The 24,723-nt window shown below is 41.1% G+C and carries 25 protein-coding genes; 18 read left to right on the top strand and 7 right to left on the bottom strand.

The genetic code is table 11. From position 1 onward, the window contains the following. Positions 1–130: 130 nt before the first annotated feature. The 3 genes from ppnP (at position 131) to NQT69_RS18545 (ending at position 2,363) form a co-directional block, all read left to right on the top strand. Positions 131–442 (top strand): pyrimidine/purine nucleoside phosphorylase, encoded by a 312-nt coding sequence (ppnP, locus tag NQT69_RS18535; RefSeq protein WP_256829140.1) that lies wholly within the window; start codon positions 131–133, stop codon positions 440–442. A 183-nt stretch (positions 443–625) separates the two neighbouring features. Beyond that, positions 626–982: a ribosome hibernation-promoting factor, HPF/YfiA family gene (hpf, locus tag NQT69_RS18540; protein WP_256829141.1), complete on the top strand. Its 357-nt coding sequence runs from the start codon at positions 626–628 to the stop codon at positions 980–982. A gap of 133 nt (positions 983–1,115) precedes the next feature. Beyond that, the gene (locus tag NQT69_RS18545) at positions 1,116–2,363 is read left to right on the top strand and encodes an NRAMP family divalent metal transporter (RefSeq protein WP_256829142.1); all 1,248 of its coding nucleotides are present in this window, start codon (positions 1,116–1,118) and stop codon (positions 2,361–2,363) included. Positions 2,364–2,488: 125 nt separating this feature from the next. Here NQT69_RS18545 and NQT69_RS18550 read toward each other — a convergent pair whose 3' ends face one another. From NQT69_RS18550 to NQT69_RS18560, 3 genes are read right to left on the bottom strand one after another with little or no spacing between them, the layout of a single operon-like run. Further along, positions 2,489–3,676 (bottom strand): vWA domain-containing protein, encoded by a 1,188-nt coding sequence (locus tag NQT69_RS18550; RefSeq protein ID WP_256829143.1) that lies wholly within the window; start codon positions 3,674–3,676, stop codon positions 2,489–2,491. Between the two features lies 1 nt (position 3,677). After that, positions 3,678–4,526, bottom strand: coding sequence for an AAA family ATPase (locus NQT69_RS18555; RefSeq protein ID WP_256829144.1), 849 nt, complete (start codon positions 4,524–4,526; stop codon positions 3,678–3,680). A gap of 52 nt (positions 4,527–4,578) precedes the next feature. Beyond that, positions 4,579–4,818, bottom strand: a complete 240-nt coding sequence (locus NQT69_RS18560; protein WP_256829145.1) for a DUF1653 domain-containing protein — start codon at positions 4,816–4,818, stop codon at positions 4,579–4,581. A 59-nt stretch (positions 4,819–4,877) separates the two neighbouring features. Here NQT69_RS18560 and NQT69_RS18565 point away from each other — a divergent pair, with 59 nt between their 5' ends. The 11 genes from NQT69_RS18565 (at position 4,878) to rpoS (ending at position 12,476) form a co-directional block, all read left to right on the top strand. Continuing rightward, the gene (locus NQT69_RS18565) at positions 4,878–5,354 is read left to right on the top strand and encodes a DUF2947 domain-containing protein (RefSeq protein WP_256829146.1); all 477 of its coding nucleotides are present in this window, start codon (positions 4,878–4,880) and stop codon (positions 5,352–5,354) included. A 63-nt stretch (positions 5,355–5,417) separates the two neighbouring features. Then, positions 5,418–6,035 carry a hypothetical protein gene (locus NQT69_RS18570; RefSeq protein ID WP_256829147.1) on the top strand — a complete coding sequence of 206 codons (618 nt, stop codon included), beginning with the start codon at positions 5,418–5,420 and terminating at the stop codon, positions 6,033–6,035. A gap of 71 nt (positions 6,036–6,106) precedes the next feature. Then, positions 6,107–6,397, top strand: a complete 291-nt coding sequence (ftsB, locus tag NQT69_RS18575) for a cell division protein FtsB (RefSeq protein ID WP_256829148.1) — start codon at positions 6,107–6,109, stop codon at positions 6,395–6,397. Continuing rightward, on the top strand, positions 6,387–7,088 hold the full coding sequence (gene ispD, locus NQT69_RS18580) for a 2-C-methyl-D-erythritol 4-phosphate cytidylyltransferase (RefSeq protein ID WP_256829149.1): 702 nt from the start codon (positions 6,387–6,389) through the stop codon (positions 7,086–7,088). The genes ftsB and ispD overlap by 11 nt, the downstream gene beginning before the upstream one ends. Continuing rightward, positions 7,085–7,567: a 2-C-methyl-D-erythritol 2,4-cyclodiphosphate synthase gene (gene ispF, locus NQT69_RS18585; RefSeq protein WP_256829150.1), complete on the top strand. Its 483-nt coding sequence runs from the start codon at positions 7,085–7,087 to the stop codon at positions 7,565–7,567. The genes ispD and ispF overlap by 4 nt, the downstream gene beginning before the upstream one ends. Then, positions 7,564–8,592 (top strand): tRNA pseudouridine(13) synthase TruD, encoded by a 1,029-nt coding sequence (truD, locus tag NQT69_RS18590; protein WP_256829151.1) that lies wholly within the window; start codon positions 7,564–7,566, stop codon positions 8,590–8,592. Before ispF ends, truD begins: the two co-directional genes overlap by 4 nt. After that, positions 8,593–9,357, top strand: a complete 765-nt coding sequence (gene surE / locus NQT69_RS18595; RefSeq protein ID WP_256829152.1) for a 5'/3'-nucleotidase SurE — start codon at positions 8,593–8,595, stop codon at positions 9,355–9,357. Further along, positions 9,347–9,985: a protein-L-isoaspartate(D-aspartate) O-methyltransferase gene (locus tag NQT69_RS18600; RefSeq protein WP_256829171.1), complete on the top strand. Its 639-nt coding sequence runs from the start codon at positions 9,347–9,349 to the stop codon at positions 9,983–9,985. The genes surE and NQT69_RS18600 overlap by 11 nt, the downstream gene beginning before the upstream one ends. 9 nt (positions 9,986–9,994) lie before the next feature. Beyond that, positions 9,995–10,573, top strand: a complete 579-nt coding sequence (locus NQT69_RS18605) for a YqaA family protein (RefSeq protein WP_256829153.1) — start codon at positions 9,995–9,997, stop codon at positions 10,571–10,573. Positions 10,574–10,614: 41 nt separating this feature from the next. Beyond that, positions 10,615–11,439 carry a peptidoglycan DD-metalloendopeptidase family protein gene (locus tag NQT69_RS18610; protein WP_256829154.1) on the top strand — a complete coding sequence of 275 codons (825 nt, stop codon included), beginning with the start codon at positions 10,615–10,617 and terminating at the stop codon, positions 11,437–11,439. 56 nt (positions 11,440–11,495) lie between these two features. Next, a complete protein-coding gene (gene rpoS / locus NQT69_RS18615) occupies positions 11,496–12,476 on the top strand; it encodes an RNA polymerase sigma factor RpoS (RefSeq protein WP_256829155.1) in 981 nt (326 codons plus the stop codon). Positions 12,477–12,553: 77 nt separating this feature from the next. On the opposite strand, the gene mutS is transcribed toward rpoS, so the two are convergent. Then, a complete protein-coding gene (mutS, locus tag NQT69_RS18620; protein WP_256829156.1) occupies positions 12,554–15,124 on the bottom strand; it encodes a DNA mismatch repair protein MutS in 2,571 nt (856 codons plus the stop codon). Positions 15,125–15,145: 21 nt separating this feature from the next. Here mutS and NQT69_RS18625 point away from each other — a divergent pair, with 21 nt between their 5' ends. Both NQT69_RS18625 and recA read left to right on the top strand, forming a co-directional pair. After that, a complete protein-coding gene (locus NQT69_RS18625; RefSeq protein WP_256829157.1) occupies positions 15,146–15,634 on the top strand; it encodes a CinA family protein in 489 nt (162 codons plus the stop codon). A gap of 68 nt (positions 15,635–15,702) precedes the next feature. Beyond that, positions 15,703–16,749 (top strand): recombinase RecA, encoded by a 1,047-nt coding sequence (gene recA / locus NQT69_RS18630; protein WP_256829158.1) that lies wholly within the window; start codon positions 15,703–15,705, stop codon positions 16,747–16,749. Between the two features lie 224 nt (positions 16,750–16,973). Here the strand turns inward: recA and NQT69_RS18635 are convergent, their stop codons facing one another. Both NQT69_RS18635 and NQT69_RS18640 read right to left on the bottom strand, forming a co-directional pair. Beyond that, the gene (locus tag NQT69_RS18635; protein WP_256829159.1) at positions 16,974–19,091 is read right to left on the bottom strand and encodes a TonB-dependent siderophore receptor; all 2,118 of its coding nucleotides are present in this window, start codon (positions 19,089–19,091) and stop codon (positions 16,974–16,976) included. A gap of 145 nt (positions 19,092–19,236) precedes the next feature. After that, complete coding sequence (locus tag NQT69_RS18640) at positions 19,237–20,403, bottom strand: DcaP family trimeric outer membrane transporter (protein ID WP_256829160.1); 1,167 nt, start codon at positions 20,401–20,403, stop codon at positions 19,237–19,239. 296 nt (positions 20,404–20,699) lie between these two features. Between NQT69_RS18640 and acs the strand changes: the two genes are divergently transcribed. Next, positions 20,700–22,640: an acetate--CoA ligase gene (gene acs, locus NQT69_RS18645; protein WP_256829161.1), complete on the top strand. Its 1,941-nt coding sequence runs from the start codon at positions 20,700–20,702 to the stop codon at positions 22,638–22,640. A gap of 96 nt (positions 22,641–22,736) precedes the next feature. After that, entirely contained in the window at positions 22,737–23,390 is a 654-nt protein-coding gene (locus tag NQT69_RS18650; RefSeq protein ID WP_256829162.1) for a response regulator transcription factor, read from the top strand. A gap of 61 nt (positions 23,391–23,451) precedes the next feature. Here NQT69_RS18650 and purU read toward each other — a convergent pair whose 3' ends face one another. Next, positions 23,452–24,282, bottom strand: coding sequence for a formyltetrahydrofolate deformylase (gene purU / locus NQT69_RS18655; protein ID WP_256829163.1), 831 nt, complete (start codon positions 24,280–24,282; stop codon positions 23,452–23,454). Positions 24,283–24,723 lie beyond the last annotated feature (441 nt).

The following is a 24,723-nucleotide window of genomic DNA, read 5'->3' on the forward strand; positions in this document are numbered from 1 at the left end:
ACAATATTTTGCTAAATTATAGAAATATAAATTAACATGATCGTTTTTCACACTTGATTACTTGCAAGCTCTGTGTAGTTAAGGCACTGTGGCTGTAGTTAAATTATAAATACTATAAACAGGAGTGAGGATGTCTCAGTTTGATAATATAAGTGTTGTTAAAACAGCAAACGTGTACTTTGACGGTAAAGTTTCAAGCCGTACGGTAATTTTTGCAGATGGCAGCACGAAAACATTAGGCTTTATGCAGCCAGGTGAATTTGAATTCGCAACCAGTAAAAAAGAATTAATGGAACTCAATGGTGGTCAGTGGCAAGTTTTATTACCAGGCGAGAGCGAGTGGAAAACGATGTCAGCGGGTGAGTCATTTAACGTTGATGCTAACGTCACTTTCCAAGTAAAAGTGACTGACTTTGCCGATTATTGTTGTTCGTACACTTAACATACAAAATTAAGAGTCATGTTGAAAGCCCCGCATCATGCGGGGTTTTGCATATTTAATGCCCTCAGATTGATCTGAGTCACCTTTAATAACAAATAAATGTCATATTTCTGAGTTTTCTGCTTGTGTAAATCTAAATAGCCCCCAATACTAGTTATGAGGTAACAAAAAAAAGGATACCCTATGAAAATTAATCTTTCTGGTCACCATGTTGACGTTACTGACTCTATTAGAGAACACATCAACGAAAAGTTTTCAAAAATTGCGAGCCATTTTCCATCTCTGATCGCACTCGATATTATTCTTTCAAAAGAGCACCATAAGCTCCAAGCAGAAATTAGCACCATTTATGAAGGCGCGCGTTTATCAGTAAAAGGTGAGAACGAAGTTCTTTACCCAGCAATTGCAAACGCAGCTAAAAAGCTCGATGCGGCACTAAAGCATCGAAAAGGACAAATAAAAGCGAATCTACACGAAAAACCAGTGAGCACCACACCTGAAATTGCTCACGAAAAAGTTCAAGAAATGGACTTGCGTTAAAAAATAAAGGCGCTAGGTTCTAGGTAACTAGGATCTAGCGAACCGTTTAATCTTCCACTAATTTTCTCACTTTCAATCCTCAGTAAAACGCTGTAACTTGCTTATTAATAAAAGCAATATAATAAGCACACACATGCAATCAGCAGTATCAACTTGGCAAACCCGTTTAAACGCACTTGGCCCTGGTATTTTAATGGCTACAGCGGCAATTGGCGGCTCTCATTTAGTGGCATCAACTCAAGCTGGGGCAATATTTGGCTGGCAGTTATTTTGGCTAATTGTGGTGGTAAATGTTCTTAAATATCCATTTTTTCGTTTTGGTATTGAGTACACGCTAGCTACTAAAAAAAGTTTAGTAGAGGGGTATCAAAGTAAAGGGCTGTGGTTCTTTTACAGTTTTATTGGTTTGAATATAATTGCTGCGGTGGTGAATACCGCGGGGGTTTTATTGTTAACGGCGAGCTTACTGCATTACGCGTTGCCAGTGAATATTTCCGTGACCTTATTATGTTGGTTAATATTAGCGGTGTGTTTAGTTATTTTATTGCTAGGTCACTTTAAAGCGCTCGATAACGTCGCAAAGGCTATTATGGGGCTACTTACACTAGCAACCGTAATTGCCCTCGCGATTGCATTTAGTAACGGCGCTATGAACCATGGAACAATGGCACCTGCTGATTATATTGGCCCGTCACCGTATGAACTTGCCATGCTAGGTTTTATGGTCGCACTTATGGGCTGGATGCCAGCGCCTATTGAAATTTCAGCATTAAGCTCCCTGTGGCTTAAAGAAAAACAAAGCCAGCAAACGGTAACACGAGCGCAGGGCTTGTTTGACTTTAATGTTGGCTACTGGCTAACCGCAGCATTAGCATTAGTATTCTTCTCCTTGGGTGTGCTAGTGCAATACGGCCAAAGCAATGAAATTGCGTTAGGTGGCGTGGCGTTTGCTAAGCAATTAATTGATATGTACGCCCTCACAATTGGCGAATGGGCACGGCCATTAGTATCAGTTATCGCCTTTTCATGTATGTTTGGTACTACTTTAACTGTGCTCGACGGCTACGCCCGAACGCTTAATGAATCGCACAAACTGCTTGGCTTTAAGCAAAGTAAACACAGCTTAAATATCTGGTTAATACTGCAATCACTCGCTGGCATGGCAGTGATCTTGTTTTTTAAATCAGCCCTCGGCCCCATGCTTACTTTTGCCATGACACTTGCCTTTATTACCACTCCGGTATTTGCGTGGCTAAACTTCAGCCTAGTGCGCTCAGAGCCCAGTATTCAGCATTCTAAATTGGTGCGAACATTGAGTTGGGTTGGCTTGGTTTATTTGGTTGGTTTTGCATTGGTGTTTTTGGGATGGAAGTTGGTTTAATTAAGTTAGCGAGCTTGAGAGAGTAAAGTTAGCGAGTAGTCTAGTGTCAATATTTGACACTGATGCTTGGATATTATTTTCTGAAAAACTCGCCAACTCGCCAACTCGCCAACTCGCCAATTCCTTTAACTCAATTCTTTTATCGCATTACTAATCCCATCCAAGCTCAATGGGTACATGCGGTTATTCATTAGCTGTTTGATAAAATCAATTGATTGGTAGTAACGCCAGTGTTCAACCGGCTGTGGGTTGAGCCACGCGACTTTATCAAAGTGATTGGTGATGCGGTTTAACCAGGCACTGCCGGGCTCTTCGTTGTAGTGCTCTACTGAGCCGCCGGGGTAGGCGATTTCATAGGGGCCCATGGTGGCGTCGCCAACAAAGATCACTTTGTAGTCACTGGTGAATTTGTTGATTAGTGTCATAGTGTCGATAACGTTTGAATGGCGGCGTAGGTTGTCTTGCCAAACATGTTCGTATAAGCAGTTATGAAAGTAGTAAAACTCTAAGTGCTTAAACTCGCTATGGGCGGCGCTAAACAGCTCTTCGCAGGTGTGAATGTAGTCATCCATTGAGCCGCCAATATCAAACAGCATTAACACTTTTACCGCGTTGTGACGCTCAGGAGCCATTTTTACATCCAGCATGCCGCCTTGTTTAGCGGTCGCGCGAATGGTCTCGTTTAAATCAAGGGTATCACTTGCGCCAGTGCGGGCAAATTTACGTAGCTTTTTAAGCGCAAGCTTTATGGTACGCGAGCCTATTTCACGATCTGAATCTAAATTACGGTATTCACGTTTATCCCATACTTTTACCGCACGGCGGTTGCGGTTACCGTCTTGACCGATGCGCACGCCCTCAGGGTTGTAGCCATAAGCACCAAAAGGAGATGTACCACCCGTGCCAACCCATTTATTGCCGCCAGCATGGCGTTTTTGTTGTTCTTCTAGGCGCTCTTTCAGGGTTTTCATTAGTTCATCAAGGCCGCCCATGGCTTTAAGCTGGGCTTTTTCTTCATCGCTTAGGTGTTTTTCAAACTCTTTGCGTAGCCACTCATTGGGTAAGTCATGTTGCTGTTTTAAGCTCTCAAGTAAGTCGAGATCGGCAATGCCGCTAAAGTAATCAGCAAAGGCTTTATCAAAACGGTCGAAGTGGGTTTCGTCTTTAACCATAATGGTACGGGCTAAATAATAAAAGCCGTCAACATCGGCAAATACCGCGCCTTTTTTTAGTGCGTTGATTAAATCAAGCAGCTCGCGCATGCTCACAGGTAAGCGGTATTCACGTAATTTGAAGAAAAACGCAATCAACATGTTAACGGCGGCTCATAAAGGCTAGTTTTTCAATTAGGCTGATGTCTTGCTCATTTTTTAAAAGCGCACCAAACATCGGCATTAGGCCGCCTCTTTGCGTTTTATCGTGCAGCGTTTTTGCGTCGATGTCTTCAGCCATTAATAGTTTAAGCCAATCGAGTAGTTCGCTGGTGGAAGGTTTTTTCTTAATGCCGTTAACTTCGCGTAGGCCAAAAAATACTTCCAGTGCTTGGCGCACTAAATCTTGCTTTACATCGGGGTGATGTACGTCGACAATTTGCTGCATTTCGTCACTTGATGGAAAGTCAATGTAATGGAAAAAGCAGCGGCGTAAAAATGCATCTGGCAGTTCTTTTTCGTTGTTTGAGGTGATGATCACAATAGGGCGCTGTTTTGCGATGACGCGCTCGCCAGTTTCATATACATGAAACTCCATTTTATCAAGTTCAAGTAATAAATCGTTCGGGAACTCGATGTCGGCTTTGTCGATTTCATCAATCAACAATACCGGGCGTTTATTATTATCTTCGCCGTAGGTAAAGGCTTGCCAAAGCTTACCTTTAACAATGTAATTGCCGATGTCGTGCACACGCTCATCACCGAGTTGGCTATCACGTAGGCGGGACACCGCATCGTACTCGTATAAGCCTTGCTGTGCTTTGGTGGTCGATTTGATATGCCACTGTATCAGTGTGGTATCTAAACTTTTCGCCAGCTCTTCGGCCAACATGGTTTTACCTGTGCCAGGTTCGCCTTTTATTAGCAATGGCTTTTCAAGCAAAATTGCCGCATTAACCGCTTGTTTTAACGAATTACTTGCGATGTAGTTATCTGTAGAATTAAATTGCACGGTAATACCTTATCTGGTCTGAGCAGTAATGATTTTAAACATGATGCCATAACTATTCGGCATCGCCAAGGTAAGCAAAGCGGGGGATAGTTTTACCGTCTTTTTCTACGGTTTCTAAAAACATACTCAATGGGCGTGCCCAGATGCCAAATTCGCCATAGAGGGCTTGGTAAATAACCAATTGCTCTTGTGTCTCGCTGTGGGTGGCAACATGGAGCACTTTATATTGCGGACCTTTGTAGTGTTGGTATAAGCCTGATTTTAGGGAAAGTGGTTTTATTGCTGTAGTCATGTTTTGATCTCTTGTATAATTTGCGCTGCACTTTTAATGCTAACTAATTTGCCACTATTATGAACTATATACCGTTAGATGATTACAAAAAAGCGTGGGTTTTTCGCCACCAAGATGCGCCTGTTTCAGAGCAAGATCTTGCTTTAATTAAGCCTATGAGCCATGAACGTGCCGCTGTACTTTGGAGCACTATGGTGAGCCGAGAGCACGACCACCCAGACTTTTTTGATAAAACAGATTGGTGTGGTAAAGACGAAAGCTTTACACAAACTGTGCACTGGGAAGCAGCCTGGGAAGAGGGGGCTGAGCTACCACCTGAAGAAATTTTAGCGCACTTAGATTGGCAAGCTAACACCACCGTGTACTTTTGTATGGCACGAGATAACATTATTGAAACCAGCTTTGCGGTATTTAAACGTAACTGGCAGAACTTTATGTTTTTAGCAGACGGCAGTTTATTACTTGGTAAAAAACGTGATGCTGTTGTGCAGTTTTTAGAAAACGGTGATGCAAAGCTGGGTAATAAGCCTGCTTAGACGCTTAAAAAGCAGTCAATACTATGCTATAAAATAGACACCTAGGAGTATTGAGTAGAAGCGTTGACTGCGAGTAACCCTGATCAACAAGTTGATATTTGGCAATCTGATGCACAACGTGTGTTGTATGCTCAACTATGCAATGCGTTTTATGCTCGTGAAATAACTCGATTAGTTAGCGAACCTAGTGAACAGCGCCTGCGCGCGATATTAAAAAGTTTACCTTACTATATTGAACGTGCAGCGACTCGTGTGGTGAATGGTCAGGTTCCTTTTGTTCTTGATCCTCAAAATGGTAGTTGGTTAGATAAGCAAAAAGCCAAACCACCTAGCCAAGATGATGTTGCCGATTTTTATTCCCGCTATAAAAAATCAGGTTTAATTGTGCCGTTATTACTTAATAATGCTAATCAAACTCGGGTTGCAATAGACAGCATAGACCAAGTAAGCGACAATAAACTCCATTGTAATGAACATGGTTGGTTTGATTACCAAGGTAAGTCGCTTGAAGGGCACACTGCGTTACTATTAAAACCAACAAAAGCAACGATGACCGCTGCTTGTTGTGGCCACCAGTGGCGTTTTAATAAGCGATGCGCTCCGCGTATTTTATCACTAAGAGAAATGCTGCTAGCCAGTAGTATTAACTGGCGTAACTTAAAGCGCCCTCATGTTCAGTAAAATTTAATGCCAGTTGCCTTCTACTATGTATTGTCATTTTAACTGGTAAAGCAACAATCAAGGAGTGTTTAATGCGACTGTTTCAATTTGCGCTACTGTGTTTAGCGCTGTTTGTACAATACCGATTGTGGTTTGGTCACAATGGTGTACAAGATTATAGTCGATTAAAATCAGCGGTTATTTCCCATCAAGAAACCAATGCCAATTTAATTAAGCGTAACAAAGTGCTCAAAGCCGATATAGAAGACTTAAAATTAGGTCAAGAAGGGGTTGAAGAACGTGCGCGCAACGAATTAGGAATGATCAAACCCGGTGAGACATTTATACGTGTGTTACCTGGACAACAACTCAATGAAAAATAAACATACAATTGCTGCTATTGTCCCTGCCGCTGGTGTAGGTAGTCGGATGAAACATAGCGCGCCAAAACAATACATAACTCTGGCCGGGAAAACTATTTTAGATCATACATTAGCTAAGTTGGCTAAGCTTTCACAGCTCGATAAAATAATTGTGGTGGTCAGTGATGATGACCCCTTTTACGAACAGCTACCCCAAGTAGACAAGCGAATCGTTCGAGCCAGTGGTGGTAAAGAGCGTGCTGATTCAGTACTAAATGGGTTATTAACCTTGCATGCTGATCCACCTGATTGGGTGTTAGTGCATGATGCTGCTAGACCGTTAGTTAATACAACTGATATCGAGCACTTAATACAGCAATGCCTAAGCGCTGATGAAGGTGGCATTTTAGCGACTAAGGTCAAAGACACAATAAAACGTGGTAATACCCACAGTGAACAAACGGTGCCAAGAGATGACTTATGGCAGGCGTTAACACCGCAGTTTTTTAAATACACGGACTTAACGAACGCACTACAAGGTGCATTGGCACAGCAAGTAGCAATCACCGATGAAGCGTCTGCCATTGAGTGGGCGAAAAAACCAGTAAAGTTGGTGCCGGGGCGCAGCGATAATATAAAAATAACCACACCAGAAGATTTAGATTTAGCCCACTTTTTACTCCAAAAACAACACAGCGAGAATGCATCATGATTAGAATTGGCCATGGCTTTGATGTTCATAAATTTGGTGGCGAAGGTCCACTTACTATTTGTGGTGAAAAAATAGCTTACCCACAAGGGTTTTTAGCGCATTCGGACGGTGATGTTGCAATTCATGCATTATGTGATGCGATTTTAGGTTCGCTTGCGATGGGTGATATTGGTAAACACTTTCCTGATACAGCCAGCGAATATGAAAATATAGACAGCCGTATTTTACTTCGCCATGTGGTTGATTTAGCCAAGCAGCAAGGGTACGTACTTGGTAACGCTGACGTGACCATAGTAGCTCAAGCGCCAAAAATGTTGCCTCATATCCAAGCTATGCGAGAAAATTTAGCCGCCGATTTAAATGCCGAACTCAGTCAGGTCAATGTTAAAGCCACTACGACTGAAAAGTTAGGATTTGAGGGGCGTAAAGAAGGCATTTCGAGCCATGCGGTTGTGATCATGAGTAAGCTCACAGCATGAGTGAATTAAATTATTTGTATGGAAAGCCACTATCTCAAGCTGATTTTAAAACCTTTGCCGAAGATTTTATGGTTGATGAAGACTTAGGTATTGAGTTTACCGGCAGTGGCGAACATGTTTGTTTGCAGGTGGTAAAAAAAGGCGAAAACACTCAGTACGTTGTTAAGTTACTAGCGCAAAAAGCGGGGATTTCACCTCGGGATGTCAGTTATGCTGGTATGAAAGATCGCCACGGCGTATGTAGCCAATGGTTTAGCGTGCCAGTGCCAATAAAAAAAGAGATTGATTTTACTGAGCTTAATAGCGAATCAGTGTTTATCATTGCTCAGCAACGCCATAACCGTAAATTACGAACGGGTTGCCACAAGGGCAATAAATTTACAATTACCCTGCGCAATGTCACACAGCCGTTAGATATTCTTTGTAGAATTAATGCTGTGCGGGCAGGCGTTCCTAACTATTTTGGTGAACAGCGCTTTGGTCATGGCGGGCATAATCTAGAAATGGCTAAACGAATGTTTGCTGGTGAGCGCATTCGTGATAAAAAATTACGAGGCTTGGTGATTTCCGCTGCGCGCTCTTATGTATTTAATCAAATCGTTAACTTACGAGTGGCAGAGCACGGCCTGGCTAAAACCATGCACCGTGAAGTGTTTATGCTCAGCGGCAGTAACGCATTTTTTGAAGATGCAATCAGCGACGAAAACATTGCTCGACTTGCCTCTGGCGACATTATGATGTCGGCACCTATGGTAGGTAAGAGCGAAAAAGGCTTAACAGAGCAAGAGAAAATATGGCTAGTGCCTTATCAACAATGGTGTGAAGGACTGGGTGAGCTTGGTCTTAAAAATGAACGCAGAATGCTACGCTTAATACCACAAGATTTAGCCGTAGAAACGATTGATGATAAAACCATAAAATTAAGCTTTGGTTTGCCCAAAGGAACTTTTGCAACCGCGCTGTTACGTGAGCTGGTGGATTACACCGATGCGAGCCCAAAAGTACACAAAGAAAAGGACGCATAAATGAAAATTTTATTGAGTAATGATGATGGTGTAAATGCGAAGGGAATAGCAGTGCTTTATCAAGCACTCACTCAGATTGCAGATGTGACCTTGGTTGCACCTGATCGCAACTGTAGTGGCGCAAGTAACTCTTTAACCTTAATGAACCCATTGCGCGCTACCAAGCTGGAAAATGGTTTCATTTCAGTTAATGGCACGCCTACAGATTGCGTGCATTTAGGTGTCAATGAACTATTAGATGAAAAGCCAGACCTCGTCGTTGCAGGTATTAACCACGGCGCTAATTTAGGCGATGATACGCTATATTCAGGCACAGTTGCCGCAGCCACCGAAGGACGTCATTTAGGCTTACCGGCAGTAGCTGTGTCATTATGTTCAAAGGAAGGCAATTATTTTGAAACTGCGGCTGCGGTGGCTGTTAGTATTATCAAAGAGCTTGCTTCGCACCCTTTACCAAAAGATCAGATCATCAATATCAATGTACCGGATATTCCTTTAACTGAGCTCAAAGGTGTTCAAGTGACGCGTTTAGGCGCGCGGCACAAGGCTGAAACCATGACCAAGCAACAAGATCCTTGGGGCAGAGATATATACTGGTATGGCACGCTGGGTGCTGAAAGCGATGCCGGAACAGGAACTGACTTTTATGCCATCAATAATGGTTACGCCTCAGTTACTCCATTAAGTGTTGATATGACGGCTAAAGAGAGCATCCAAGCAGTTGGAGATTGGTTAAAAACAATGGAGATCAATGGTGCTGTCTAATTATACTCGCAGTGCTCAGGCATTAGCTGATTTATTAGCACGCGAAGGGGTTGAGGATAAACAAGTACTGAGCGCTATCGGCACAATTCCTAGGCACGTTTTTATAGATGACGTACTTAAACATAAAGCTTATCAAAATACGGCATTACCGATAGGGCAAGGGCAAACAATTTCACAGCCCTATATTGTTGCTCGTATGACTGAGCTACTGCGTTTAGCTGGGGTTCGTGATAAAGTTCTTGAAATTGGTACAGGTTCAGGCTACCAAACTGCAATATTGGCTAAAACCTTTACCAAAGTATTTTCGGTAGAGCGTATAAAGGCACTGCAATGGCAAGCTAAGCGACGTTTGCAAAATCTAGATTTGTACAATGTCGCAATGAAGCATGGTGATGGCTGGCAAGGCTGGCAGTCACAAGCTCCATTTGAGGGAATTATTGTTACAGCTGCAGCATCACAAGTTCCACAAGCATTACTTGACCAACTCGCCGACGGTGGCGTAATGATTGCACCCATTGGCAACGAAGAACAACAACTGGTAATGGTTGTTAGAAAAGATAATAAATTTACCCAACATGTAATTGCACCAGTGAGATTTGTTCCACTTGTCCCTGGTGATATTGAATAGGAAGTCACTTTGAAATTGTTTACTAAGTTATACGATATGGCGTTAGTGTGGGCAAAACATCGCCATGCAGAACGTTATTTAGCTGCAATGAGTTTTGCTGAGTCTGTTATTTTCCCGGTTCCACCAGATGTAATGTTAGCACCAATGTCGTTAGCGCAGCCAAGTAAAGCATGGCGCTTTGCTAGCTTTACCACTATTGCATCTGTGATTGGCGGGGTTTTAGGTTATTTATTAGGTTTTTGGTTATTTGAGCCCGTTGTCGAACCGCTTATCAGTCAAATGGGTTGGCAAGACAAGTTTAATATCGCCCTTGAGTGGTTTAAAAACTACGGCGTATGGGTGGTATTTTTGGCAGGTTTCTCACCCATTCCCTATAAAGTATTCACTATCGGTGCTGGGTTATTACACATGGCATTTCTACCATTTTTATTAGCGTCTGCTGTTGGTCGCGGTGCACGGTTCTTTTTAGTTGCCTCACTTATGAAGTGGGGTGGTGTGAAAATGGAGCAAAAATTACGTCAATACGTTGAAGTACTTGGCTGGGGGTTAGTTATTTTAGTTGTGGTTGCTTATTTTTTATTACGATAACCGCTAAAAGTGACAGCTTTTGAAATTGAGGGTAAAGCGCCATGAATAAACAATATGTGTTCTATGTTACTTTATTTATGAGTGTTTTGCTCTGTGCTTGCTCTTCTCGCCAAGGCCCTGCGCCTGTTAGTAGTTTAAATACAACGGTAAAACCTTATACCAGCAGAATAAATATAAATGGAGATAAATACACTGTTAAAAAAGGCGATACGCTATATTCAATAGCCTTTAGTGCCCGCCAAGATTTTAGAACATTAGCAAAAAAGAATGGTATTCCAGCCCCTTACGTGATTCATCCAGGACAAGTGATTTCTTTTACAGATGTAACAGCAAAAAAGAAAAAGCAGAAAAAATATACGAATTCGAGTAAAGAGTCTACAGAATCGAAACAAAAAAATAACAAAAAATTAAAAAAAGAGCTTGATCAGCCAAAACAACGAGAGTATGTTCAAAAACAAGCCAGTAAAAAAGTTAGTAATTCTAGCCAATTGAGCCCAAAAAAGGTACGTTGGTCTTGGCCTGCTAAAGGTAAAGTGACACAACGCTTTTCGACTAGGGAGAATGGGTATAAAGGGATACAAATTACCAACAAAAAAGGCTCGTCTGTTTTAGCTGCGGCACAAGGGACTGTAGTTTATGCGGGAAATGCACTTCGGGGTTACGGCAATTTAATCATTTTGAAACATAATGATGATTATCTTAGTGCCTATGCACACAATTCGAAGCTGTTAGTTAAAGAAAAACAGAATGTGAAAGCAGGGCAAAAAATAGCAGAGATTGGTAGTACAGATTCTGATGTTACGGCATTGCGTTTTGAAATCCGTTATAGAGGAAAGGCTGTGAATCCGCAAAAATATTTGCCTTAGCTATCGGGTATTGATAATGGTGGTTGATTACCGCTTATTTGCTTGAGGGTACGCTAATGGGTAACACAGCAAAAGTAGAAAAAACGAAGTCCGCGATTGATGATAAATTTGATGATGTTGTTGATGAACCAACAGAAGCGTTATTGGAAGAAGTCGATAAAGAAGATGAAATATTCGCTAAAGAGGAAGTAACTAAAAATTTAGATGCCACTCAATTATATTTAGGTGAAATTGGCTTTTCTCCACTATTGAGTGCTGAAGAAGAAGTGTTTTTTGCTCGTAAAGCGTTGAAAGGCTGTGAAGCCTCCCGCAAGCGCATGATTGAAAGTAACCTACGTTTAGTTGTAAAAATTGCCCGTCGCTATAATAACCGTGGACTTGCCCTCCTTGACTTAATTGAAGAAGGTAACTTGGGTCTTATTCGTGCAGTTGAGAAGTTTGATCCAGAACGAGGCTTTAGGTTCTCAACCTATGCAACTTGGTGGATACGACAAACAATTGAGCGTGCGATTATGAATCAAACGCGAACCATTCGCCTACCAATTCATGTTGTGAAAGAGTTAAATGTATACCTACGTACCGCAAGAGAACTCACGCAAAAACTTGACCATGAACCAACCGCTGAAGAAATTGCCGAATGCTTAGATAGACCGGTTGAAGACGTCACAAAAATGCTTCGCCTAAATGAAAAGATAACGTCAGTCGATACACCGATTGGTGGTGAAAACGACAAAGCACTACTGGATATTATTGCTGATGAAAAAGGCTTTAGCCCTGAAGGTGAAGTACAAAACAATGATATCAATAAGCACATTGTAGATTGGTTAGGTGAGCTTAACCCTAAACAACGTGAAGTATTAGCTCGTCGCTTTGGCTTACTTGGCTATGAGCCATCAACGCTGGAAGATGTAGGTCGTGAAATTGGTTTAACTCGTGAGCGAGTGCGTCAAATTCAAGTGGAAGCACTACGCCGCTTAAAAGATATTTTACAACATGAAGGATTAAGTACTGATAGCTTATTTGATCAGTTTTCGTAAACCAAAAAACAGTGATATATAAAACTCTATGAGCTGAAGAGGTAATCTCTTCAGCTCTTTTGATTTTAGGATAAGTATTAAAGTAATGCTTTAAGTTTATACAGTAAGTCTTGTGCTTGGCGCGGGCTTAAATTGTCTAAATCAATCTCAGTTAATTGGGTTTCTACTTCACTTGGCTCAGCTTCAAATAATGAGGCTTGTTGCACAGTAAGATCAGCTGTAACGGGTTGGTGGTTTTCAAGCATTTTTAACTTTTGCTTCGCTTGTTTTATGACGGCTTTTGGTACACCTGCTAACGCGGCGACTTGCAAGCCGAAACTTTTACTTGCTGCGCCATCTAGTACGGTATGCATAAAGGCAATGGTGTCATTGTGTTCTATCGCATCTAAATGTACATTCACCAGCCCAGCTTGTTGCTCTGCTAGTTCTGTTAGTTCAAAGTAATGGGTAGCAAACAGTGTTTTAGCTGAGATTTTTGATGCTAGATGATCTGCCGTTGCATAGGCGAGTGATAGGCCATCATAGGTACTCGTACCACGGCCTATTTCATCCATTAATACCAGTGATTGCGTGGTTGCATTGTTTAGAATTGTTGCGGTTTCGGTCATCTCAACCATAAAAGTTGAGCGGCCAGAGGCTAAATCATCGCTGGCACCGATGCGAGTGAATATTCGGTCAATATTACCAATCTTTGCACTATCAGCTGGTACATAGCTGCCAATATGCGCCATTAATACAATCAAGGCCGTTTGACGCATATAGGTTGATTTACCGCCCATATTTGGCCCGGTAATAATCAACATTTTACGTTGCTTATTAAGCTCAACGGGGTTGGCAATGAATGGGTCTTTCATTACTTGTTCAACCACAGGATGGCGCCCTTGTTTGATACTAATATCGTCGTTATCACACAGCTGTGGTTTGGCGTAGTTAAGTGCGATTGCACGCTCTGCAAGGTTATTAAGTACGTCTAAATCAGCAAGGGCAGCAGCCATTGTTTGCAGCTGTTCTATGTGCGGCGCAATAAACTCAAAAAGCTGCTCATACAATTGTTTTTCAAGTGCTAGAGCTTTTGACTGACTACCCAGTACTTTATCTTCGTGTTCTTTTAACTCAGGAATGATATAGCGTTCGTTATTTTTAAGTGTTTGGCGGCGGATATAATCAGCGGGAACCAAGTGTGAGTTAGCACGGCTTACTTCGATAAAAAAGCCATGCACTTTATTGTAGCCAATTTTAAGTGTGCTAATACCAGTGCGTTCACGCTCGCGCTGCTCTAACTGCTCTAGCACATCTGTGGCACCTTGACTAAGTGCGCGCCATTCGTCTAATTCACTATTGTAGCCAGGAGCAATAACACCACCATCACGAATAAGTATGGGTGGATTATCAATGACGGCACGCTCTAGTAGCGCTTGTAGTTCAGGTAACACGGGTGAGTCGGCAATAATTTGTGTGATGCGAGCATCATTGGCATCATTTAATAGCGCATGTAATGGGCTCAACGCTTGTAATGCACAGCGCAAGCGGGTTAAATCACGGGGTCTTGCTGTGCAAAGTGCTAAGCGAGCTATAACACGTTCTATATCGCCAATTTGTTTTAATGATTCATGGAGTTCACCACATAATTGCGCATCGATTATGGCACTAATTGCATTAAGACGGGCATTAAGTTCGGGCTTTGAGCGAATAGGGGTGTGGATACGACGTTTTAGTAACCGCGACCCCATCGCTGTTGCTGTTTTATCTAGCACTTGTGCAAGGGTATTTTCGTATCCGCCAGCGAGATTAACCGTTAACTCTAAATTTTTACGAGTCGCAGCATCAAGAATAACGGCATGTTCGTTATGTTCAAGAGTGATCGCACGAATATGAGGTAGGGCAATACGCTGAGTGTCTTTAACGTATTGCATCAAACAACCTGCAGCAACTAATGCAGCTTTTGCTTTATCAACACCGAAGCCAATTAAATCTTTTGTGCCAAATTGATCGCATAATAGGTGTTGAGCTGTATCTAAATCAAATTCCCATTCAGGACGGCGACGAATACCTTTAATATGCTCGATCAAGTGTAAATTTGCAAAGTCTTCACTGTAAAGTAACTCAGCAGGTGCTAAACGTTGTAATGTAGAGCTAAATGCCTCGTCAGTATTGACTTCAACAACATTAAACCGACCTGAGTTGATATCTAGGTAGGCGATACCATACAGTCCTTTTTTACTTTGCCACACACTGGTAAGTAAATTATCTTGGCGCTCTTGTAGCAAGGCTTCATCAGAAATAGTACCTGGCGTAACAATACGAACAACTTTGCGCTCTACAGGCCCTTTACTAGTAGCGGGGTCGCCCACTTGCTCACAAATCGCAACAGACTCCCCCATTTGTACTAAACGCGCTAAATAGTTTTCAACAGCATGATAAGGTACGCCTGCCATGGGTATTGGGTCGCCGCCAGCTTTACCGCGATGAGTTTGTGAAATATCTAATAGCTGCGCAGCACGTTTTGCGTCATCAAAAAATAGCTCGTAAAAATCACCCATTCGATAGAACAATAAAATATCACGATGCTCAGATTTTATTTTTAGATACTGCTGCATCATCGGAGTTTGTTGACTTATTGTGTGTGGTGCATAAAGATCAAACGACATGTATTTACCCAAAGGCTGAATATGGAGTTACATCAAGAGATTAAAACACTTGCTGCGCAATTAGGCGCTATTTTAACGGATAAATGCTTATGGATCACTACCGCTGAGTCATGTACTGGTGGCGGTGTGAGTTATGCCCTCACCGATACCCCTGGAAGCTCTGCTTATATTGACCGTGCATTCGTCACTTATAGCAATCAAGCAAAGCAAGATTTGTTGGGTGTTAATGAGCAAACATTAATTGAACATGGCGCAGTGAGTGAACAAACCGTTTTAGAGATGACGAAAGGGGTGTGTACCGTGACCAATGCAGATGTTGCCATTGCGGTCTCAGGTATTGCCGGCCCTGGTGGCGGAAGTAGTGAAAAGCCGGTTGGTTTAGTATGGTTTTGTATAAAAATTGCAGATAAACACTATGCAAGCAAACAAGTATTTACCGGTAATAGAGCAGAAATACGTTCGCAAGCTATTGTTTATGCTTTAAAACAAGTAATCGATAAGATAAATTAAAAAAATTAACTTGATACTGTGATTTCATACAGTATACTTGTCTGCATTAGCCGGATTTGGAGAACAAAATGAACGATAACAAACAAAAAGCATTAGATGCCGCTTTATCACAAATTGAGCGTCAATTTGGTAAAGGCTCAATCATGAAATTGGGTGACAATAAAGCACTAGACATTGAAGCTGTATCTACAGGTTCACTAGGTATCGATATTGCTTTAGGCATAGGTGGCTTACCTATGGGGCGTATTGTTGAAGTGTATGGCCCTGAATCATCAGGTAAAACAACTTTAACACTACAAGTTATCGCTCAAGCACAAAAAGAAGGCAAAACCTGTGCATTCGTAGATGCTGAGCACGCACTTGACCCTGTTTACGCACAAAAGCTAGGCGTTAACATTGATGATTTACTTGTATCTCAACCAGATACCGGTGAGCAAGCGTTAGAAATTTGTGACATGTTAGTACGTTCAAGTGCTGTTGATGTTGTGATTGTCGATTCAGTTGCGGCCCTAACACCAAAAGCTGAAATTGAAGGCGACATGGGTGACTCACACATGGGCTTGCAAGCTCGCTTAATGTCGCAAGCATTACGTAAGCTAACGGGTAACATTAAGCGCTCAAACACATTATGTATTTTCATTAACCAAATACGTATGAAAATTGGTGTTATGTTTGGTAACCCTGAAACAACAACGGGTGGTAATGCTCTTAAGTTTTACGCTTCTGTACGCTTAGATATTCGTCGTATCGGCTCTGTAAAAGAAGGCGATGAAGTTGTTGGTAATGAAACTCGCGTAAAAGTGGTTAAAAACAAAGTAGCGCCACCATTTAAGCAAGCTGAGTTTATCATCATGTATGGTGAAGGTATTTCTAAACATGGCGAGCTTATTGATTTAGGTGTTAAACACAAAATCGTTGAAAAAGCGGGTGCATGGTACAGCTACAATGGTAGCAAAGTTGGCCAAGGTAAATCTAACTCAATTAAATTCTTGAAAGAGAATCCTGAAATTGCAGATGAGATTGAAGGTAAACTACGCGAAATGCTCTTGTTAAAAGCTGAGATCAAACCGGAAGATGGCGAAGATGCAGGCTTGATTGCAGAAGACGAGTTATAAGAATTAAAGAGTAAGCGCGATTTGACCCGCACTTAATAATAAAAAAGCCGCTAAATATAATTAAATATTTAGCGGCTTTTTTGTATTTATACTTTGTTAGCAAGTTAGCAAGTTAGCAAGTTAGCAAGTTAGCAAGTTAGCAAGTTAGCAAGTTAGCAAGTTAGCAAGTTAGCAAGTTAGCAAGTTAGCAAGTTAGCAAGTTAGCAAGTTAGCAAGTTAGCAAGTTATAGTTGCCAATTCAGTGAAACTGAATAATTGCGTGGTGCTCCGTAGTAACCTTGCTCCCAATATAGACTGTGAATATATTTTTCATTGGTTACATTATTCAAATTAAATGACACACCTACGTTATCAGTAATATCGTATGTAGCCATAAGATTTAAAATACCAAACGCATCTTGTTTTGTTACTGGAATAACACCTTGTACAGTTTCAGGCTGAATGCGTTTAGTATCATCTTGCCAGCGGTAGTTTAAGCCAAGTGTTAAACCATCAACTTGAGGAACTTTATGGGTAACGGCAAGTTTATATTGGTTTTCTGGTGTATAATTTTTAACAAGCTCATCACCATCAATATTGGTGTTACTATAGCTAAAGCTCGTACTCAAGGTTTCAGTAATTTGACCACTTAACTCAACTTCAAAGCCATCACTGCTTATACCATCAGCGCCATAATAGCGTGTATCGTCAGGGGTAGATCCTGCAATGGCAACCGCTAGTCCTTCTTGTTTTGCATCAAAATAGGCAACAGTTACAAATAAGTTATTATCCAGAAGCTGGGCTTTCAAGCCTATTTCACTACTTTTACCAGTAATTGGATCTAGATAATCACCCGATATATCACGTTCAGTCTGCGGCACAAAGGTTTCAGTGTAACTAGCATAAGCCGAGAAGCTTTCATTGATATCATAAACAGTGCCAAAATATGGAATGGTTTGATCACTGTCTTTATCTTTAGCAGAACCATAAGAATCACCTGTAGACTGCCAGTTTACTTGACTAACACCTGCTAATAAGCTGAGTGATTCTGTTGCACGTATACGTGTTGAAATATAAGCTGAACGTTGTCTGCTTGTGACATCACCACCAGTTAAGCCATCATCAAAATTAGGAGTTGGGGCTGTCCCATCCCAGCTACTTAATTCAGGCATTGCTGGAAAGCCATTTTCGTAGTCATAAAGAGATTTATCAATATTGTCCATATCCGCTTGATTTACACCAAATGATAAGTCGTGCTCCATGCCAAATAAGTCAAACTTACCCGCTGCGTATAAGTCAAAAATAGCGTGCTTATCTTCATGGATGTATTCACTTGCATAGCCTGTTAAACCGAGACCTGTTTCGCGGTCGGGTGTGCCATAAACATAGAAGAGATCTGAATCTTGTTCATTAACTAGGTGCGCATAACTTGCTTTTAAGAACCATGAGTTAGCTATGCTTTGCTCTAAAGATACAAATAGTTGTTCTGTTGAGTTATTCCAAAATGACCAGTCAGAAGCTGTACTGGTTGAAGCATCAAAATTTGTAGCAGAGCCATCAGTGTAATAAAGAGGTAAAGCCCCCCACAATGGACTGTCTGCGTCTTTCTGCTGGTTAACATAATTAACAGATAAGAGTGTGCTATCAGTTAATTGACCTTCATATGCAAAATAATAAATAGTTTTATCTTGCTCATAACGATCAAGGTATGAATCTGTTTTTTGTTTAGTGAACGCAACTCTTACTGCATGATCGTCTGTAAGTGCTGTTGATGCATCTAGTTCTACTCGTTTGCTATCCCAAGAGCCGTACGATGCAGATGCGCTGACTTTAGTTTGGTAAGTAGGTTTTTTTAGTACCATATTTACAGTTGCTGATGGATTACCTGCGCCAGTCATTAAGCCGTTAGCACCACGAACAATCTCTACACTTTCAAAAATAGAGGTATCAAGAGTCCCCTGAATTGAGCCAGTGTCTTGTGGCAAGCCCATACCGTTTATTTGGAAGTTAGTAATATCAAAGCCACGGGCTTTAAAGTAAGTTCTGTCAGTTTCAATTTGCTCAACAGTTACACCTGGAGTTGACTCTAAAACAGCATTGATATCATCTAAAGAGAAGTCATCCATTAGTGCTCGTGAGATAACAGAAATTGATTGTGGCGTTTCTTTGATAGTTAAACCAAGCTTTGTCGCTGACTGCGCATCTTCTGTAATGTAGTTTTTATGGTGTTGTCCGTATACCGCTATTTTTTCGAGAGGTTCACCTTCTTCATTGCTTTGATCTGCACCGTGGGCGAGACCACAGACTGCAAGTGAGGTTAAAATAGCTAATTTTGATAAACGTAAAGATTGCGGGGCAGACATATAACATTCCATAAAGTTCAAATTAATGTGCAATTTAATCTAAATGCTAATGGTTTGCAATTGAGTTATGTTTGTTTTGTTGTTTTTTATCAAATAAAAAGCGGCCACGGCCGCTTTATAGGGAAATAACACTTGTTTATAGGTACTAAAATGCGTACTTAACAGAAAATTGTAGGCGATCCATATCACCGTCATTGCCACTTTCAACTTCTCGCTCAGCGTGTTTAAATTCTGCACCAAAAGTCAGCTTTTTAACTGGTGAATAAAGTATATTGGCACTAAAGCTTTGACTTGTTTTTGTTGGATCATTAGAAATAGCGAGTAAGTCAGTATTATTATCAGCTGAGAAGAAAGAATATAAGAAGGTAGAACGCCATTGCTCGTTCCAATTTTGTTGGTAAGCAATAAAGCCAGATGTTGAGTCAATTGCATCTAGCTCGTCACCATTTAGCACAGCTCCGTGCGCTACATTTAAACCAATGTAACGTCCTAACCCTTGGCCTTGGGTAAGCATAAATTTAAGGTTGTTTTTACCAAAGTTAACTTTACCTGATGCACTGATACCAAATGAAGTTTCATCAGCATCAATTCCATTTTGTTTATAGGTGAGTTGGCGGGCAAGACCTGTAACAACAAATTGTCCCCAGTCTGCGTTCATAGTATAACGAGCGGTAAAGTCGGGTAATGATGCATCATCAGTTGCAACACGAGCACCACCTTGTGTTGTTATAGTGCTTTCAGGATTTTCAATTGAGAATGAGAAATTACCAGTTGTATAACGTGCTTGTGCTTGGCGAACAAACACAGTACCTTCTGCTGGACCTACGAAATCAAGGGTTTCAGGGAGTGCACCAACATTTTGGAAGTTTGACCACGCTTGACCAAATAGCCAACCATCATACGTAATAAAAGCTTGGCGAATACGTGGAGCATAAGAGTTACTAACTCGCTCATTGCCACCTGGCGCTGACGCTATAAAATCAATCTCAATTTTAGTTTTTATTTCTTTGCCATCATCGAGCTTTGTTGCGGTACCTAAAAAGAACCGAGATTGACGGGCATGCATATCAAATACAGGATCGCTGTCTACATCAGTGCCAACCGGCGTTGTGCTTGGCACATAGAAATCACGGCCAACACTATCGCCCGCAGGAACACCGTCAGAGTAATCGCTCCACATTGCATCGAGTTTAATGTAGCCACCATAATTAACGTCTGTGCTCCCAATTGTCGCGGCTTGAGCTGTGCTACTAAGTGCGCAAAAGACAGCGGTTGCAGTGAGTGATTTAAGTAAAATAGCGTGTGTTGTCATGATTAATTTCCTATTCGGTGCAGTTGTTATACTTTTATTAATAGTACCACTTTTGATGATGTATGCTTTTTACTCAATTACCTATTGGTCTATTAGACTAAGGTTGCACTAAAGTGGACTTGATAAATATGGGTTGTTAATCTTATGTTGTAAAAAAATTAAACCGTAACCGCTGGTTGTTTATGAGGTTAGACATAATCAACACAGCATTACAACTAAGGTCTAATACTTTCATCAGCCTTGCTGAGTGATCCTTGAGATAGGCCTTTGGCAAGTAATTATAAATGGAGACGACTATGTCACAAAGTATCTATCCAGTTCCTGCAAATATCAAGAATGCAGCCTTAGTTGATAACGATAAATATAACACACTGTACAAGCAATCTATTGATGATCCTGAAGGGTTTTGGTCAGAGCACGGCAAACGTCTCGATTGGTCTACTCCTTACACTAAGGTAAAAAACACGTCTTTTGATAAAGGTCATATTAATATTAAATGGTATGAAGATGGTGAGTTAAATGCCTCTTATAACTGTATTGACCGCCACCTTGGCACTAAAGCAGATAAAACTGCATTAATTTGGGAAGGTGATAACCCAGAGCAAAGCGAACATATCAGTTATCAAAAGTTACATGATGAAGTGGCTAAATTTGCCAATGGTCTTAAAAAGCTGGGTGTGCAAAAGGGCGATCGTATCGCTATTTATATGCCAATGTCGCCACAAGCTGTTTACGCTATGCAAGCATGTGCACGTTTAGGTGCAATTCACTCTGTGGTGTTTGGTGGCTTTTCACCTTCAGCAATTGCTGACCGCATTAAAGATTCTGGCGCTAAAATTGTTATTACCTCAGATGAAGGCCGTCGCGCTGGTAACACAGTACCGTTAAAAGCTAATGTTGATGAAGCGGTTGCGCAAGAATCGGTAACGACGATTGAGCATGTCGTAGTACACCAACTAACCGGTGGTGAAGTTGATTGGAATGAACATGATGTTTGGTGGCACGATTTAGTTGCAGATGTACCAGCTCAATGTGAACCAGAGCCAATGAATGCAGAAGATCCACTCTTTATTCTTTATACATCAGGTTCTACAGGTCAACCTAAAGGGGTCGTTCATACTACGGGTGGTTATTTAGTATATTCATCAATGACTCATGAATATGTATTTGACCTGAAAGAAGATGATATTTTTTGGTGTAGCGCTGATGTAGGCTGGATAACAGGTCATAGTTATATTGCTTATGGGCCATTAGTCAATGGTTGTACGCAAGTATTATTTGAAGGTGTGCCAACGTATCCTACTGCAGGGCGTATGGGTGAAGTGGTTGATAAACACGGGGTAACAATTCTTTATACCGCACCTACGGCAATTCGTGCACTTATGGCAAAAGGTGACGAACCAACCGCAACTTCTAAGCGTGATACTTTACGTGTATTAGGCTCTGTAGGTGAACCAATAAATCCTGAGGCATGGTCATGGTATTACGAAAATATTGGTAAGAGTAACTGCCCAATTGTGGATACTTGGTGGCAAACTGAAACGGGTGGCATTATGATCACGCCATTGCCTGGTGCCACTGATATGAAGCCTGGCTCTGCAACCCGTCCGTTTTTTGGTATTGCACCAGCATTATTTGATGCTGAAGGTAATACATTAGAAGGTGCTGTAGATGGTAACTTGGTTATTTTAGATAGCTGGCCATCACAAGCTCGTACAGTTTATGGTGATCATGAGCGCTTTGAGCAAACTTACTTCTCTGCATACCCAGGTGTTTACTTTACGGGTGATGGCTGTCGTCGTGATGAAGACGGGTATTACTGGATCACAGGCCGTGTTGATGATGTTCTTAATGTATCAGGTCACCGTCTAGGCACCGCTGAAATTGAAAGTGCTCTTGTTGCTCATGAGGCTGTAGCAGAAGCGGCTGTTGTTGGCTTCCCTCATGATATTAAAGGTCAAGGTATTTACGTTTACATTACGCCAAATGAAGGGGTAACTGTAAGTGACGAGCTTACTAAAGAAGTGCGTAATTGGGTTCGTAAAGAGCTAAGCCCAATCGCTTCACCTGATATGATCCAATGGTCGCCTGGTTTACCTAAAACACGCTCAGGTAAGATTATGCGTCGTATTTTACGTAAAATCGCAGCAAATGAGCACCAACAATTAGGTGATACTTCAACGCTTGCCGATCCGAGTGTCGTTGATGAGTTAATCGAGAATCGATTAAATCGTTAAATATGCGTTAAAAACTTGATTAGAAGTTGATTCTAAACGTAGTATATCGGCTGTTGTTTATGATTAAACAGCAGCCGAATTTATTAGGAGTGAACCATGAGTCAGTTTTTAATAGCGGATGATCACCCGTTATTTCGTGAAGCATTAAAAGGAGCATTGAGTAGTCGATTTACTGATTTAGAAGTTTTTGAATCGGAAGACTTTGATACCACATTGCAAGTGCTCAGCGAACAAGAAGATTTAGACATCTTATTACTAGACCTACATATGCCAGGCAATGGCGATTTATACGGCCTCATTCGTATCCGTGAAGACTATCCAAGCCTACCGATAGCAGTGGTATCTGGTAGTGAAGATATAAATATTGTTTCTAAAGTGATGAGTTACGGGGCAATGGGGTTTATTCCTAAATCTTCTTCATCAGAAGATATTGCTAGTGCAATAAATCAAATACTTGATGGCGATGCCTGGCTTCCTGCGGAGCTTAAAGACAAAGTCGCGACCATCGAAGGTGAAGACAAAGAAATCGCTGCACAAGTGGCTTCCTTGACTCCACAGCAATATAAAGTATTACAATACTTACATGAAGGGTTGCTCAATAAGCAAATTGCTTACGAGCTACATATTTCAGAAGCAACAGTCAAAGCACACATTACCGCAATCTTTAGAAAACTAGGCGTTTATAATCGTACTCAAGCTGTACTTATAGCTGCAAAACTACAACTAGAACCTATTGAGTCGGCGTCTTAAGTTATAAAAATAAAGAGGCAAATAGCCTCTTCATTTATATTCTATTTTTAGCCTAAAATACTTAGCTAAATACCACTGTTTTATTACCATTGATAAATAACTTGTGTTCCGACGCTAATTGCAGCGCTTTACAAAACACTGTTTTTTCAACGTCTTTACCCATCTTCGCCATTATTTCTGCGGTATTCGCATGATTAACATGCGTCACATCTTGCATAATAATGGGCCCTTCATCGAGCTCGTTATTAACAAAGTGTGCTGTTGCACCAATAATTTTCACCCCACGCTCAAATGCTTGGTGGTATGGTTTAGCCCCAATAAATGCCGGTAAAAAAGAGTGATGAATATTTATAATTTTACCTTCAAAACGGGCGACAAATTCTGGACTTAAGATACGCATGTATTTTGCAAGGCCTATTATGTCAGGACTATAGCTGGCAATTAAATCACCCACTTGCTGATCGTGTTCTAAACGGCTCAACCCTTCATGGCTGACCACATGAAACGGTACGTTAAATCCTTTAGCTAAAGGCGCCAAATCAGAGTAGTTCGCAATTACAGCAAGTACTTCAATATTAAGGGCTTGCTCAAACTGTTTAAGTAACACACCGCCTAAACAGTGCGCTTCTTTAGTGGCAAGTAACACCACTTTTGTTTTTTCATTGTTGTGTAACGTTACCTTAGCCCCATTGGGCAAAAGTTCTTCAAGTTGTGTTATAAAGTCAGTATTTGGCTGGTCGCTCAGCTCAGTACGCATAAAAAAGCGTTTAGCGTCTTTATCTACAAATTCATTATTGCGGGTAATATTTAAATTATGCTCATGACAAAGTCCGGTGATTTTAGCTATTAAGCCTACATCATCTGCACATTGCGTAGTTAGTATCGTGTTCATTTTCCCTCATTCTAATCCCGTGAACAGTGAGCCCATTATTTGTTAATTCAGCGCTAATGCAAGAGTTTTATTTTCATCTAGACGCTCTCTAGTTTTGACTAGAGCTATAATAAAATAGAAATAGGTATATAAGGTGTAAAGATAAACACAAAAGCTCACAATGAAGATATTATTACAATACGCTCTAGACTTGGGAGTATGTATGTGAACATTCGATTTAAATATTTTTTATTGAGGACTTTTAGAAATAGAACAAGCCGGAATAAAGTAACATAAAATTTTGTTGCTTTGTTCAAGGGAAAAGTAGAGCAATAGCTTAATGATGCACATTTAGACAGCTTAATGCTTTTTCAGATGCTTCATAATTGACTCTAACATACGTGAGAGTCAATTTTTACGGCAAAAGGGATTGGCAAAAGTTCTTGGAGTGAGCACTGCCAC

Origin of the sequence: Pseudoalteromonas shioyasakiensis, from assembly GCF_024518675.1 — a bacterium.
Taxonomy (GTDB): Bacteria; Pseudomonadota; Gammaproteobacteria; order Enterobacterales; family Alteromonadaceae; genus Pseudoalteromonas; species Pseudoalteromonas shioyasakiensis_B.

Coding starts and splice junctions, on each gene's coding strand:
- ppnP (WP_256829140.1), top strand. CDS start 131: ATGTCTCAGTTTGATAATATAAGTGTTGTTAAAACAGCAAACGTGTAC.
- hpf (WP_256829141.1), top strand. CDS start 626: ATGAAAATTAATCTTTCTGGTCACCATGTTGACGTTACTGACTCTATT.
- NQT69_RS18545 (WP_256829142.1), top strand. CDS start 1,116: ATGCAATCAGCAGTATCAACTTGGCAAACCCGTTTAAACGCACTTGGC.
- NQT69_RS18550 (WP_256829143.1), bottom strand. CDS start 3,676: ATGTTGATTGCGTTTTTCTTCAAATTACGTGAATACCGCTTACCTGTG.
- NQT69_RS18560 (WP_256829145.1), bottom strand. CDS start 4,818: ATGACTACAGCAATAAAACCACTTTCCCTAAAATCAGGCTTATACCAA.
- NQT69_RS18565 (WP_256829146.1), top strand. CDS start 4,878: ATGAACTATATACCGTTAGATGATTACAAAAAAGCGTGGGTTTTTCGC.
- ftsB (WP_256829148.1), top strand. CDS start 6,107: ATGCGACTGTTTCAATTTGCGCTACTGTGTTTAGCGCTGTTTGTACAA.
- ispD (WP_256829149.1), top strand. CDS start 6,387: ATGAAAAATAAACATACAATTGCTGCTATTGTCCCTGCCGCTGGTGTA.
- ispF (WP_256829150.1), top strand. CDS start 7,085: ATGATTAGAATTGGCCATGGCTTTGATGTTCATAAATTTGGTGGCGAA.
- truD (WP_256829151.1), top strand. CDS start 7,564: ATGAGTGAATTAAATTATTTGTATGGAAAGCCACTATCTCAAGCTGAT.
- surE (WP_256829152.1), top strand. CDS start 8,593: ATGAAAATTTTATTGAGTAATGATGATGGTGTAAATGCGAAGGGAATA.
- NQT69_RS18610 (WP_256829154.1), top strand. CDS start 10,615: ATGAATAAACAATATGTGTTCTATGTTACTTTATTTATGAGTGTTTTG.
- rpoS (WP_256829155.1), top strand. CDS start 11,496: ATGGGTAACACAGCAAAAGTAGAAAAAACGAAGTCCGCGATTGATGAT.
- mutS (WP_256829156.1), bottom strand. CDS start 15,124: ATGTCGTTTGATCTTTATGCACCACACACAATAAGTCAACAAACTCCG.
- NQT69_RS18625 (WP_256829157.1), top strand. CDS start 15,146: ATGGAGTTACATCAAGAGATTAAAACACTTGCTGCGCAATTAGGCGCT.
- recA (WP_256829158.1), top strand. CDS start 15,703: ATGAACGATAACAAACAAAAAGCATTAGATGCCGCTTTATCACAAATT.
- NQT69_RS18635 (WP_256829159.1), bottom strand. CDS start 19,091: ATGTCTGCCCCGCAATCTTTACGTTTATCAAAATTAGCTATTTTAACC.
- NQT69_RS18640 (WP_256829160.1), bottom strand. CDS start 20,403: ATGACAACACACGCTATTTTACTTAAATCACTCACTGCAACCGCTGTC.
- acs (WP_256829161.1), top strand. CDS start 20,700: ATGTCACAAAGTATCTATCCAGTTCCTGCAAATATCAAGAATGCAGCC.
- NQT69_RS18650 (WP_256829162.1), top strand. CDS start 22,737: ATGAGTCAGTTTTTAATAGCGGATGATCACCCGTTATTTCGTGAAGCA.
- purU (WP_256829163.1), bottom strand. CDS start 24,282: ATGAACACGATACTAACTACGCAATGTGCAGATGATGTAGGCTTAATA.